The organism is Microbulbifer harenosus (assembly GCF_005771435.1).
Classification (GTDB): domain Bacteria; phylum Pseudomonadota; class Gammaproteobacteria; order Pseudomonadales; family Cellvibrionaceae; genus Microbulbifer; species Microbulbifer harenosus.
The window spans coordinates 162,113-176,139 of record NZ_VANI01000002.1; the positions used below are offsets into that span (position 1 = coordinate 162,113).

General features: G+C 58.9%; 9 protein-coding genes. 4 read left to right on the plus strand and 5 right to left on the minus strand.

Annotated features, from left to right (window positions below):
* Positions 1–107: 107 nt before the first annotated feature.
* The 5 genes from FDY93_RS01815 to FDY93_RS01835 all read right to left on the minus strand — a co-directional run bounded on the left by FDY93_RS01815 (position 108) and on the right by FDY93_RS01835 (position 9,575).
* Positions 108–2,090, minus strand: coding sequence for an alkyl/aryl-sulfatase (locus tag FDY93_RS01815; protein WP_220446078.1), 1,983 nt, complete (start codon positions 2,088–2,090; stop codon positions 108–110).
* Positions 2,091–2,277: 187 nt separating this feature from the next.
* A complete protein-coding gene (locus tag FDY93_RS01820; protein WP_138234037.1) occupies positions 2,278–2,820 on the minus strand; it encodes a GNAT family N-acetyltransferase in 543 nt (180 codons plus the stop codon).
* Positions 2,821–2,925: 105 nt separating this feature from the next.
* The gene (locus FDY93_RS01825) at positions 2,926–5,319 is read right to left on the minus strand and encodes an autotransporter outer membrane beta-barrel domain-containing protein (RefSeq protein ID WP_138234038.1); all 2,394 of its coding nucleotides are present in this window, start codon (positions 5,317–5,319) and stop codon (positions 2,926–2,928) included.
* A 250-nt stretch (positions 5,320–5,569) separates the two neighbouring features.
* Complete coding sequence (locus FDY93_RS01830) at positions 5,570–7,546, minus strand: BCCT family transporter (RefSeq protein ID WP_138234039.1); 1,977 nt, start codon at positions 7,544–7,546, stop codon at positions 5,570–5,572.
* A gap of 43 nt (positions 7,547–7,589) precedes the next feature.
* Positions 7,590–9,575, minus strand: a complete 1,986-nt coding sequence (locus tag FDY93_RS01835; protein ID WP_138234040.1) for a BCCT family transporter — start codon at positions 9,573–9,575, stop codon at positions 7,590–7,592.
* 128 nt (positions 9,576–9,703) lie between these two features.
* Here FDY93_RS01835 and arfB point away from each other — a divergent pair, with 128 nt between their 5' ends.
* The 4 genes from arfB to FDY93_RS01855 all read left to right on the plus strand — a co-directional run bounded on the left by arfB (position 9,704) and on the right by FDY93_RS01855 (position 13,989).
* Positions 9,704–10,120 (plus strand): alternative ribosome rescue aminoacyl-tRNA hydrolase ArfB, encoded by a 417-nt coding sequence (arfB, locus tag FDY93_RS01840; RefSeq protein WP_138234041.1) that lies wholly within the window; start codon positions 9,704–9,706, stop codon positions 10,118–10,120.
* A gap of 31 nt (positions 10,121–10,151) precedes the next feature.
* Positions 10,152–11,210: an Ldh family oxidoreductase gene (locus FDY93_RS01845; protein ID WP_138234042.1), complete on the plus strand. Its 1,059-nt coding sequence runs from the start codon at positions 10,152–10,154 to the stop codon at positions 11,208–11,210.
* A gap of 119 nt (positions 11,211–11,329) precedes the next feature.
* On the plus strand, positions 11,330–12,784 hold the full coding sequence (locus FDY93_RS01850; RefSeq protein ID WP_138234043.1) for an amidase: 1,455 nt from the start codon (positions 11,330–11,332) through the stop codon (positions 12,782–12,784).
* A complete protein-coding gene (locus FDY93_RS01855) occupies positions 12,781–13,989 on the plus strand; it encodes a pyridoxal phosphate-dependent aminotransferase (protein WP_138234044.1) in 1,209 nt (402 codons plus the stop codon). Before FDY93_RS01850 ends, FDY93_RS01855 begins: the two co-directional genes overlap by 4 nt.
* Positions 13,990–14,027 lie beyond the last annotated feature (38 nt).

A 14,027-nucleotide genomic window follows, 5' to 3' on the forward strand; every position in this document is an offset into this window, starting at 1 on the left:
CCTTCGCTCTCCAGTTTTTATCGATGCACCTGCGAGAGCCAATGTACCTGCGAGAAAAATAGTTCTCGCAGGTTTTTTCTTTGTCAGGCGGGTGTAAAAAGCCCTGATCAGGGCGTCACGATGTTGAACCAGAACGGGAAGCTGTCCAGCAACCCGGTGAACAGGGTAAAGCTTTCCGCATTGCCGTCAATTTTGACTTTCCCTTCGCTGACGGCGGTATCCAGGTCTGATTCCCCCAGCTGAATCGAATCCAGTACGGTTTTCGGAATTGTCACGGTGGCATCCGGTTTCTCCAGGGGGGTAGTGAAATAATTCAGAACCCCGTTCTCCACTACCAGTGCGTATTTCTTTTTCAAATCCGGAAAATTGATATTGAGGGCAATCTTTTTACCAGTGGCTTTGGGGCCGTTGAGCCTGACTGCCAGATAGTCGAACAGCATTTCGGGCGACATGGCGCGGATGGTGTCCGGGCTGGCGGAACTGACGCCGCCGGATGACGGCGTGCCATTGCGCAGTTCGAATGCCGCCTGCAGATATTCCGAGCGCCAGCTGCCAGCCTCGGCTTGGTAACCCAGTTGTTCATAGGTATCGGCCAGCAGATTTTTGGCGGCGGTATTGTTGGGCTCGGCAAAAACCAGCTGGTTCAGTGCTTCCGCGACCCAGCGGTAATCGCCTTTGTCGAAGTCCGCTTTGGCGCGTTTCATGATCGCCGCGGAACCACCCATATACTCCACATATTTTTTCGATGCCTTTTCCGGTGGCAGCCGATTCAGGTGTGCCGGATTGCTGTCGTACCAGCCCATATAGCGCTGGTATACGGCGCGGGCATTGTGGCGAAGGGTTCCGTAGTAACCGCGGTTCGGCCAGAAATTGTTGAGCTCCGGCGGCAGTTCGATCATGTCGGCAATTTCAGGCCCGGTGTAGCCTTTGTTCAGCAGGTTTACGGACTGGTCATGGATGTATTTGTACAGGTCCCGTTGCTTCTTCCAGTAATCCAAAATTTCCTTATTGCCCCACATGGGCCAGTGGTGGCTCTGGAATTTCACCTGGACCTTGTTGCCGTAAAGGGCGATGGTCTCGTTCAGGTATTTAGCCCAGATCAGTGGATCCCTTACCTCCGCTCCGCGCAACGTCAGAATATTGTGCATGGTGTTGGTGGTGTTTTCGGCCATCCACATGGCATCCCATTGGGGAAACCACGTATTCATTTCCGCTGGCGCCTCGGTACCGGGTGTCATCTGGAACACCATCTTTACGCCGTCTACGGTGATTTCGGTCCCGGTTTTGGAGACGATTTCCGTCGGCGGAATAAGCGTGACGGTGCCGGTGGAGTTGGACTGGCCGAGGCCTGCATTCACGCTGCCCTGGGCATTGCGGGGCAGCACAGCGCCGTACATGAGTACCGCGCGCCGCGACATGGCATTGCCAGCGAGGATCATTTCGCTGACGGCATGTTCCATAAAGCCTTCCGGGGCAATGATTTTCACCTTGCCGGAATCGACGTCCGCCTGCTTCACGATGCCTTTGATCCCGGCGTAGTGGTCAACGTGGGAGTGGCTGTATACCACGGCCTTGATGGGCCGTTCTCCCAGCTCCTTGGTCACCAGCTCGTGGGCGGCTTTGGCGGTTTCTGTGGAAATCAACGGGTCGAAGACAATCCAGCCGCTGTCGGTTTTCACATAAGTGATATTGGTGATGTCGTAGCCGCGCACCTGGAAAATGTTGTCGGTGACCTTGAACAGACCGTACAGCATGTTCAGTTGCGCATTGCGCCACAGGCTCGGGTTTACCGTGTCCGGGGCCGGCTTGTCGAGGTCGATAAATTTTTTGTAGGCCTCCATATCCCACACCACATTGCCCTTGGCATCTTTTACCGTCAGGGTTTCCGGGCGTGCGATGAATCCTCGCTGGGCATTTTCAAAGTCGGCCTTGTCATTGAAAGGCAGAGTTTTCTGCACCTCGGCATTGGCTGCCTTGGTGGCAGCCGACGCCGGTTTGGGTTCTTGCGCGAAGGTCGTAGCGGACTGAGAAAGAAGAACGGCACCGAAGAAGGTGCACATTGCAGTTTTGATCAGGCGGAATTTTTCCATAAGGCGTCAGCCATCCCATTGACCATTTCGTGGATATGCAAAAAGCCTAGATCAAATTTTTTTACCCCGGCACAGATGGAAGCGCACGCGACGTTTTATGCAGCGGCAGTGAGGTGAGTGACGACGCATTTCTGAGGCAAAAATGTCGGAAAAATTATCGAAGGAAATGTTGGTTTAGATGAAAACACTATCGGCAGCAGGAGAGTGCTTTTGAGCGCCCGGAATGCCAACCTAGCAGAACAAGGTTCTCGTTACTGCCGGGAAGCCGGATCATTCTTTCCCTTTTCATGCCAAGCGTCTCCAGCAGGTGGAGGGAAGCCCTGTTTTCCGGCGTGGCGATGGCGACGATTCGGCGGAAGCCGAGGCATGTTTCGCCCCACTTTAACATCGCCTGCGCCGCTTCCAGCGCATAACCCCGGCCGCGGTACTCCGGCAGGAACGCGAAGCCGATGTCCACATCGTCGAGCCCATCCCGTTTCAACAGTCCGCACTGACCGATGGCGGTGCCGTCTTTTAATTCCACCCGCAACATACCAAAGCCGTGGTCGCGGTACATGGCGATGGGCCCTCGCAGATTATAGTTGCGCGCATCTTCCACAGTGCGTACACCGCGGTCACCGATGTAGCGATGGAAGTCCGGGTCGCTCATCAATGCCAGGGTGAAACGTGCATCTTCGTCACTTTCCGTGAGTTCGCGCAGTTGCAGGCGTTCGGTGCTCAACAGGTACATGGGGATATCCAGAAAATCAGTCGGCGTGAGAATGACAGAATTTTGCCAGCTACAAAAGAAAACGCCCTCGGAAGAGGGCGTTTTCACCGGGCGCGACGGAAAAAATCAGAAGCGGTAACGCACACTGATCGAGCCGTGCTCCGAGGTCGGGCGGGCGGTGAGGTTGGTGCTGATGGCAATGGCTTCCGCCGCCTGCCAGCGTAGGCCGAGGAGGGCGCCGGCACCGCTTTCGAACAGACCGGTATCCGCACTGGCATAGCTGGGCATGGCATTCATATTGCCCCCCATGGATTTGATACCCACTTCCAACGCGTCGTTTTCAGTACCTGTCGTGTCCTCATACCACAGTTGGCCATAGGCGCTGATGTTGTCCCAGGTTTTGTCCACAAATGCGCCCACCCGCAGGGTGGTATAGCGCCGCTGTTGTTCGCCAAACTGCATGCCCAGCGGGTCCTGTTCGGCTCCGTTGGCGTCGGTGTAGGTAAAACCCGCGAGGGCATTTTCGGTGTAGCCATCCACGTCCGCGGTGACCTTGGTGACACCGGCAAACGGGCCGTAATGGGCAACGCCGCCGGACATGTTGATACCGCCCATCAGGTCGAGTGTCAGGTTTTCGCCGCTGGTGCTCGCTTCCAGGGTGCCGTCAAATTGGCTGCCGAGGGCAATATGACGGCCGACGCGATCGTAATCCACGTCGGTTGTGGTCGCGCTCGCGTCCACGAAAAACTCGTTGTAGTGGAAGCGAGCGAACAGACTGTAATTGGTGGAAGTGGAATCCACGGTAGACAGCGCACTGTCCAGCTCCGCTTCAGAGCGGCTGACGGCGAATCCGAGCTCGGTGTTGTCGCGCAGTGCATAGCTGGCGCCGATCACGCTGGCATTGCGGTCGCCACTGGCGGAGGGAGCGCCGCTAGCGGAAGGCGCGAAGTTACTGTCATAGTCACTGCTGCCAAATACGCCGCTGACAAACACGCCGGTTTGCGCGGGGTGGTAGCGGGCGCTAACCAGGTTTTCCTCCAGGGCGTAGACGTGGCTGCGCGCCGCCTGCACACCGATGTCTGGCAGTTGCCCCGCAGCCTGCGCGGCATTCACCACGCCGGTGTAGTAGTCGGCCAGCACCTGTTGTGCGGCCTGGGTCGGGTGTACCGCATCATTGAAAATCAGCCGGTCCGCATCCGGGGCCGTGCCATTTTTGCCATACACCGGGTGCTCGATGCAGCTGCCGCTGCCGTCGTAGCAGAACCGGGTGTGATCGGTCTCGGCATCAAAGCCCAATGCCGCGGCGTTGGCGATCGACACCTGCAGCACGCCGTTCTGATCCACCAGCAGCACGCCATCGATATTTCCGGCGTCGGCAATCAGTGTGCTGTTGAAAATATTCACCCCTGCGCTCGCCTGTGCCAGGGTGGTGTCGATGGCGGCATTCAGCTGGGCATCGGCCTCGTCCTGGGTTATCAGGCCGGCGTTCACTGCATCCGCCAGTTGTGCCGCTTGCGAACTCCCGGCAACGGCCTGGCTGACGGCGGCATACATGCCCGGGGTCTTGCCGATGTCCGGCGCGTTGGACAGCAGGATGTAATTGGCTCCGGCATCGGCCAGCGCCTGGGCGCCGTCGGCCAGCATCGTCGCGGCGACGCCGACACGGTCGCCGAACTGCTCGGCGCTCATCACGCCAGTGAGCGAAGCGCTGAAACCGCTCAACAGATCGTTGCCACCACCGTTGATCCAGTACAGTGCCTTGCCGTCGGCGCGGCCATTGCTGGCTTCCAGGTAGCCGAGGCCGAGCGGGTGCGGATTACCGGTAATACCGGAATTGGCAACGGTGGCTGCGGGCGCGGCGTCGATTTGCGCCTGTAACGCATCCGCCTGGGCGGTGAGTGCGGCAGCGGTATCGCTGTCTCCGGCCGCTTCCGCCTGCGCGGCACCGGCGCGCAGCTGGGCGACGGCATCGGGGCCCTGCAACAACAGGCCGAGCAGATTCAGGTCTGCGTAGAGACCGGTGCTGGTGTCGCGGGTGGGGTCGGGAAGCAGTGCGCTGGCAAAATTGTGGGCGACCCCATTCAGAGTGAGGCCCTGCGCGCTCAGGTACTCCATATAACCTTCGGTGCCAAGGATATTCAGCAGCACGTCGGCGGCGCGGTGACCGCCCACGGCCCAGCCTCCGCCCACACTCGACAGGGAGCCGCGCACCTGGGCCTGGGCCGCAGCCAGCATTTCATCCTCGGGCAGGCTCGTGTCCACATCCGGCAGGCACAAGTACATGCCGGCGCAGGATGGCGTCACCGGCCCCAGCCCCAGTTGTTGCGACAGCAGGCTGATCGCCGCCTGTTTGTTATCGCCGCTGGTGAAGACACCGGCGTTGCCCACATCGCTGAGACTGTCGCCGAAGGCAATGACTTGTGAAAAGGGCGACTCGCCGGCGGAAGCGCTGGTGGCAAAGGCAGGTGCAAGGGTGAGACAGGCGATGGCCGCCGCAAGGCGGTGTTGCGCGATAGGCATGACGTATTCCTTTCAACAGCACACTGATCGGAAGTTCCAGCAGACGGAATGCGGTGATCAGGCGCTCATCATTATTGTTTTTTGATATTTTTTTGTTGGATGTTTCCGGTGGCCGGAAACGCTTTGATAGTAACCAAGCCGAATGGGTATGACCAGTGGTTCACCTGCAGTCACCGGAAGTTTGTGTGACCGGGCAGTTTTTCGGTTTATGGGAGGCATCTGGCACCGTCAGCCCGACGTTACGCCAGTATCAGCGCAGTGAATGCAGAAACTGCAGGTGTCGCTCGTACTGGGAGAGGATGTCGGTAAGCAACTGGTCGCTGGTCCAACCCATCACATCGTAGTCCTGTCCCCCCTCTGCAAGATGGACCTCCGCGCGGAAATATTTATCGGGGGAGCCGTCGTCGAAGGTGTCGTCGAGCACCGTGTCGGCGTTACTGGCATTGGGTTTCAAGTGTGCTCTGGGGTGGATGCTGTAGACGAAGTCCACTTCCTCTCCTTGATACACCGTCAGGTAGATCCGGGCATTTTGTTCCCGCCGGACTTCAGCCACAAAACCATTTTTTTGCATTTGCGCGGCGAAATTCGTCATCGCCGGCTCCGCAATCTCGTCGATGTATTCGTGCACTTCCGTGAGCGACGGGAGTTGCACCAGATTGCGCAGACGGCGCTCCCAGGAAACGGGGTTGCGGGCGCTGATCGGCGCAACTGGCGCGGACTGTGCGTCCCGTTTGGCCGAGTCCATACGCAGTGCTTTTACCAGGCCGTAGATCGCCACCAGCAGGATGACAGAAAACGGCAGCGCGCTGGCAATGGCGGCGGTCTGCAGCGAGGCGAGACCGCCCGCGAGCAGCAGCGCTATGGCAACCACGCCGATAATGGCCGACCAGAATATCCGTTGCCACACCGGTGTGTCGTCGCGACCGTGGGACGACAGCATGTTCATGACCATGGCTCCGGAATCCGCCGAAGTAATGAAAAATATCACCACCAGAACGATGGCAAGCCCGGATAAAACCTGTGAAAACGGAAACTGCTCAAGAAACTGGAACAGGGCGAGGGACTGATCCTTTTCGATGATGTCCGCGAGCGATTGCAGACCCTCCTCGCGAATCATGCGGATGGCGGAATTGCCGAATACCGTCAGCCAGAGAATGGTGATGAGCGTCGGCATCAACAGTGTGCCCACGGCAAATTCGCGAATGGTGCGCCCGCGCGAGATGCGCGCAATAAACAGGCCCACAAACGGTGACCAGCTGAGGCACCAGCCCCAGTAAAAAATGGTCCAGCCGCCGATCCAGTCGGTGGGCGCATAGGCGTAAAGGTTGAAGGTGCGGTTGACCAGTACGGAAAGATAACTCCCCAGATTCTGGACAAACGCCTGAAACAGAAACACGGTGCTGCCGAGAATCAACACGGTGAAGCAAAGCAGCGCCGCGAGCCCCATGTTCAATTGCGACAGGCGTTTGATGCCCGCATCCAGCCCGGCCACCACCGAGACGGTAGCGAGTGCGGTGGTGACGACAATGAGAACGACCTGGGTGGTCTCACCCACCGGAATGCCGAACAGGTGATTCAACCCGGAATTCATCTGCAACACACCGAAGCCGAGCGTAGTGGCGACACCGCACACGGTACTGACGATGGCGAATACGTCGATAGCGTGGCCGATAGGCCCGTGAATACGCTCGCCGATCAGCGGGTAGAGGGCGGAGCGCAGGGTCAGCGGCAGATTGTGGCGATAACTGAAATAACCGAGGATCAGCGCCACCCCGGCGAATATTGCCCAGACGTGGAACCCCCAGTGGAAAATACTCAGAACCATCGCATCCCGCGCGGCCTGCACGCTGCCCGCGCTGGCGTCCGGAGGGTTCAGGTAGTGCATCACCGGCTCCGCCACCCCGAAAAACAGCAGGCCAATGCCAATGCCCGCGGAAAACAGCATGGCGAGCCAGGACCAGAATCCGTATTCGGGCTTTTCATGCTCCGGGCCCAGTTTTATGTCGCCGAGCCTCGACATACTGATGATAACGACGGTAACCAGCAGGATGGCGACAATCAGAACGTAGTACCAGCCCATGTAGGTGACGATGGTTTCCTGCATGCTCTGGAAACGCGCGGTGGCATCTTTCGGGAACAGCACCGCGTAGACAACCAGTATCAATAGAATACCGGTGGCGGTATAAAACACCGGTGGATCGAATCGGGCTTTACCTTCTTTCGTCATGCGCAGTTACATTGGTTCATTCATCTTCTCTGCCGGTGGAGGGCTAGCGCACCGTGTGTAAAAACTGCAGGTGGCGCTCGTATTGGGCCAGGATGTCTGTGAGCAGCTGGTCTCTGGTCCAGCCCATCACGTCGTAATCCTGGCCGCCCTCCATCAGATAGACTTCCGCACGGAAATATTTTTCCGGGTCGCCGTCGTCGACGGTATCGTCCAGCTCTTCGTCACGCGGCGCGGCATCTGGTTTCAGGTGGGCCTTGGGGTGCAGACCGTAGAGAAAATCCACTTCTTCCCCGTGAAATACCTCCAGGTAAACATAATGGTTGCTTCCGCGGGAGACCCGCGCGGAGGAGCCGTTCTTTTCCAGCTCGCTGGCAAATTCCCGCAACGCCGGTTCGCCGGTGTCGCGGATATAGTCGTGAACTTCCACCAGCGAGGGCAATCGCAACAGATTTTTCAAGCGTCGCTGCCAGGACACGGGGTTGCGCGCGCTGATCGGCGCAATGACGGCACTTTGCGCGTCGCGTTTGGCGGTTTCCGTGCGCAGCGCGCTGAGCAGACCGTAGATAGACGCAAGCAGGATGAGCGAAAAGGGGAGGGCGCTGGCGATGGTGGCGGTCTGCAGGGAACTGAGGCCTCCCGCCAGCAGCAGGGCAATTGCCACTGCGCCAATGATGCCCGCCCAGAAAATCCTTTGCCACAGCGGAGTATCGTCGCGGCCATGGGAAGACAGCATATTGACCACCATGGCACCGGAGTCGGCGGAGGTCACAAAAAACACCACCACCATGACGACCGCCACCAGCGAGAAGACACCGGAAAAAGGAAACTGCTCAAGGAACTGGAACAGAGCCAGTGACTGGTCTCTGCTCACCACTTCCCCCAGTGACGTGAGGCCTTCGTCGAGAATCATGTGAATCGCGGAGTTGCCGAAAATGGTCATCCACAACAGGGTGACCATGGCCGGCACCAGCATGGCGCCGATGACGAATTCGCGAATGGTGCGACCGCGCGAAATCCGTGCGATAAACAATCCCACAAACGGCGACCAGGACATCCACCAGCCCCAGTACAGAATCGTCCAGCCGCCAAGCCAGTCGGTGGGCGCGTACGCGTAGAGATTGAACGTGCGGCTGACGAGCACCGAAACGTAGCTGCCAAAGTTCTGCACAAATGTCTGCAACAAATACACCGTGCTGCCGAGGAACAGCACCATCAGCAGCAACAGTGCGGCGAGCGCCATGTTGAGCTGCGACAGCCGCTTGATGCCGGCGTCGAGCCCGGCAACCACGGAGACGGTGGCGAGCAGCGTAGTGACAACGATGAGTATCACCTGTGCTGTTTCGTTCACGGGCACGCCGAACAGGTGATTGAGCCCCGAGTTGATCTGCAGCACGCCGTAACCCAGAGTGGTGGCGACGCCGCACACGGTGCCGAGGATGGCAAACACATCCACGGCGTGGCCAATGGGGCCGTAAATGCGGTCGCCGATCACCGGGTAGAGTGCGGAGCGCAGGGTGAGCGGCAGTTTGTGGCGATAACTGAAATAAGCGAGGATGAGCGCCACAATGGCGTAGATAGCCCAGGCGTGGAATCCCCAGTGAAAAAACGTCAGCACCATGGCGTGGCGCGCCGCTTCCACGGTGCCGGTTTCACCTTCCGGAGGGTTCAGGTAGTGCATGACCGGCTCGGCAACGCCGAAAAACAGCAGCCCGATGCCCATGCCGGCGGAAAACAACATGGCGAACCAGCTGGCGAAATCGTAATCCGGTCTGGAGTGTTCCGGCCCGAGCTTGATATCGCCAAACCGGGATATGGCAATGCCAATCACACTGATGAGTATCAGCGCGACCACCAGCACGTAGTACCAGCTCAGGTTGAGCACGATAAAATTCTGCACGCCCTTGAAGCGCGCGGTCGCGTCATTGGCAAACAGGACCGCGTAGGCGACTACCAGAATGAGTACCGCGGTAGCACTGTAGAATACCGGCGGATTGAAGTGGGCTTTGTGGGTGGTTAACGGTTTATCCATCTAGGGATATCCCCTGGTCTGATCGCGCGTGTGGCTCGACATCGTCACTGGCATCGTCTGCCACCGGACCCTTTGAGCATAGTTGATTGCGCAGGTTAGTCTGTGAGTGAATATGCAGAGTATTTTACATGTTGATTATTTCTAACCATATACGCCTGCCAGACGCGGAAATCGAGTTCCACGCGGTGCGTGCCCAGGGGGCTGGCGGGCAGAATGTCAATAAGGTGTCGAGCGCGATTCACCTGCGCTTTGACGTAATGGCATCGAGCCTGCCAGAAGAGGTCAAGCAGCGTGTGCTAGCTTTGCGGGACCAGCGGATTTCCTCCGATGGTGTTGTGGTCATCAAGGCGCAGCGCTTTCGCACCCAGGAAAAAAATCGCGAGGATGCGCTCGCGCGCTTGCAGGCGCTGATTGCGGGTGTTTTGAAAACGCCGAAAAAACGTGTCGCCACCAAGCCGACCAAAGGCTCGCGCGAGCGCCGCCTGCAGCACAAGTCACAGCGCGGTAAGGTAAAGTCCTTGCGCGGAAAAGTAACCGATCATTGATTGATACATTGAAAAGAAAAGGGGAGACACCATGTCCCAGCGCTACCGAGCGGAAGATCTCAGACAGTTTGCCTGCGCCCTGTTTACTTCCGCAGGGTTGGACGCGTCGCGCGCGGAAGTCGTGGCCGACACGTTTCTGCAGGCGGATCTGCTGGGGTTCACCACCCACGGTCTGCACCGGGTAACCACCAATCTGCAGTGGTTGCAGTCCGGTGCTTCGCGCTTGCAGGGGGAGCCCCATGTGCTGGCGGACCGCGGCAATGTGTTTAACTGGGATGCAGAATTTCTGCCGGGCCCCTGGGTGGTGCACCGGGCCATTGATCAGGCATTGGCGCGGGTGCGCGAACACGGCGTGGTGACTGCCACCGTGCGTCGCAGTCAGCATATTGCCTGCCTTGCGGCCTATCTACCGAAAATTGTCGAACAAAATTGTGTGGGTATCCTCACCTGCTCCACGCCGGCCGAACACACGGTATCCCCACAGGGCAGTAAGACCCCGCTGTTTTCCGCCAACCCCATCGCCTTCTGCGCGCCGGCCGGAGATTATCCCCTGTTGTTCGACATCAGCATGTCTGTCACCGCCGGCGGTTATGTGTCGCGCGCCGCGCGCGAGGGCAAAAAACTGCCCGGGAAGTATCTCAAGGACCGCGACGGGCAACTTTCCGATGATCCGCGCGCGTTCGCTGATGGCGGCAGCATTCTGCCGGTGGGCGGCGCGGATCACGGCTATAAGGGCGCGGCGCTTTCCGCCATGCTCGAGGTGTTGTCGATGGCGTTAGCCGGCTATGGTCGCGCGGACGATGTGAGCGAGGATGACGAAGCGAACTCGGTGTTCCTGCAGATCATCGACCCCGGCGCATTTGGCAGTGAACAGAGTTTTTTACGGCAGACCGCGGCGCTGCTGGAAATGTGGGAACAGTGCGAGCGCGAGGGTCATATCAACACTCCGCTGCGCATCCCAGGAAAACGCGCCTGGCACCTGCGAAACAGGCAGTTGGAAAAGGGGGTAGAGCTTTATCCCAGTATCGTTGACGACCTGAAAAAGCTTGCGGAGAAGTCGGGAATTGCCATGCCCGAAGCTATTTCCTGAGAGATAACACGCATCGGGGCGGGTTGTTCCACCCGCATTTGACGAATTCGGCGCGAAATGGGTCTAGGCTGGGAGAGAGCGAAAACCGAATACCCATATAACAAAGGAGTGCAGCGCGCGTGAATGATCTGGCTCGGAAAACGGCACTGGAACTGCTGCAGGGCTACCGGGAAAAATCCTTTTCTCCGGTTGAGGTGGTAAAGGCGATGCTGGCGCAGATCAGACGTTGCAATCCGGTCGTGAATGCATTCAACCTGATCGACGAAGAAACAACGCTGCGATTCGCGCGCGAATCTGAACAGCGTTATCAGTCTGCGAATCCGCGGGGACGACTGGACGGAGTACCCATTGCCATCAAGGATGTTTTTCTCACACCCCAGTGGCCCACCATCAAGGGGTCCAGAACCATCGACCCGAAATCTACTGTGGGCAAGGAGGCCCCCTGCGCGGCCGCATTGCGCCGCAACGGTGCGGTCCCGCTGGGTAAAACCACCACGCCGGAATTTGGCTGGAAGGGTGTTACCGACAACCCGGTAGACGGCATCACCCGCAACCCCTGGAATCCGGAGAAAACCGCCGGTGGTTCCAGTGGCGGCAGCGCCGCGGCGGTACCGCTCGGTATGGGGCCACTGGCGCTCGGCACCGATGCGGGCGGTTCCATCCGTATTCCCGCGGGTTTCTGTGGTTTGGTGGGTTTGAAGCCGAGTTTCGGCGAGGTGCCGCACTGGCCCGCGAGCCCCTTTGGTACCCTCGCGCACGCCGGCCCCATGACCTGGACGGTGGCAGACTGTGCGTTAATGATGAATGTCCTCACGGAAGCAGACAGCCGCGATACCCATGCCATTCCCCGCCGCAATATCAATTATCTCGCGGCGATCGATGGCGAGCCGACAGACCTGCTGCGCGGAGTGCGCATTGCCTACAGTGGCACACTCGGGTATGTGGATGTGGCTAGCGAGGTCGCGGATGCGGTGCGTGCGGCCGCGGAGTTGCTGGCGTCTCTGGGGGCGGAAATTACCGAGGTGGCGCCGGGCTTCGACGATCCCATCGCCGCGTTCGGCCACCTGTTTTACGGTGGTGCCGCCAATGCGCTGAGGAATCTCGGCAAAAAACAGCGCGCACTGATGGACCCGCAACTGGTGGCGGTCTCGGAAAAGGCCGCACAGCTGTCCATGCTGGATTACCTGGAAGCGGTGAACGAGCGCATGGCGCTGTGCGAGCGCATGGCCGCATTCCACACCAAATACGACTTGCTGCTCACACCCACGCTGCCGATTACCGCATTTAAGGCGGGGCGCGAGGTGCCGGAGGACTGGCCCAGTACCCGCTGGCCGTCGTGGACGCCATTTACCTATCCCTTCAACATGACCGGGCAACCGGCCATCTCCGTACCCTGTGGCTTTGACCGCGCGGGCCTGCCCATCGGCCTGCAGTTTGTGGCGGCGCGCTTCAACGACAGCGCCGTGCTGCGCGCGGCACAGGCCTACCAGCTGGCGGCACCACTCACGGATAAACGCCCGGATTTGTTCTTTGAACACTCGACACAGAGTGCGGCTGAGAGGATGAGCCCGTGAGTCGGCTGGATTTCGATTTTTACGAGTCGGAAGATCCGATCTGGAATCCGGCGCTGCTCACAATCCCAGTGCCCGGTATTCGCAAAATGGTCAATCTGGCGGCCACCATGGAGGATGTAATCCACCTGTCCATTGGCCAGCCGGATGCGCCCACACCAGCCCACGTGGTGCAGGCGGCAGTGGATGCACTGAACGCGGGGCAGACCGGTTACACCATGGATGCCGGGTTGCCGGAGCTGCTGGATGCATTGGCGGATTATTACAGTGAGCGCTCCGGCCGCGGGATTACGCCGGAAAATATTTTGGTCACCACTGGCGCCACCGAGGCGATCTACCTGGCGTTGACGGCGGTCTCCGCGCCGGGTCGGGAATTTATCGTGCCCGATCCCTCCTTCATGCTCTACGCGCCGCTGATCCGCATGAATGGCGGTACCGTGAAATACATCCCGACCCGTGCGGAAAACCACCATCAGCTCGACCCGCAGGAAGTGATCGACGCAATCGACAGCAACACCCACGCGATTGTCCTGAATTCACCCAGCAATCCCACCGGCACGGTATATCCGCGGGAGACGGTTGAAACCATCGTGCAGGAGGCGGCGTACCGCGGTATCTATGTGATCAGCGATGAGGTGTACGACCACCTGATTTACGACGAACGCGGCTATCACAATTATGCGAGCGTGTTGTCCTGCTGCTCTGACTTGGATCATGTGATGGTGATGAGCAGTTTTTCCAAGACATTCAGCATGGCGGGCATGCGCATTGGCTGGCTGATTGCGAGCCAGGGCGCCATCCGCAAACTGCGTCGCTACCATATGTTTACCACCACCGTGGCAAACACACCCTGCCAGTGGGCCGGGGTGGCCGCGCTCAAAGGTGACCGCAGTTTTATTGCCGATGTAGTGGACACCTACCGCAAGCGCCGCAACCGTCTGGTGGAACTGGTGGATCAGACCCCGTTTCTGGAAGGGTATGTGCCGGATGGTGCGTTCTATATGTTTCCCGCACTGCCGGAGGGGGTGAACGGCAATAATGTTGCGTTGCGATTGTTGCGGGAAACCGGCGTGTGCACTATCGCCGGTGATACTTTCGGTGAGAGCAGCCGCAATGCGTTGCGTTTCAGCTACGCGACATCCATCGAGAATATCGAGCGCGCCTTCGAACGCATTATTCCGTGGATGGAAAAGCAGGATTTCGGCTGAGTAATTCTGCGGTTGTAGGAGCCTGCTTGCAGGCGAAC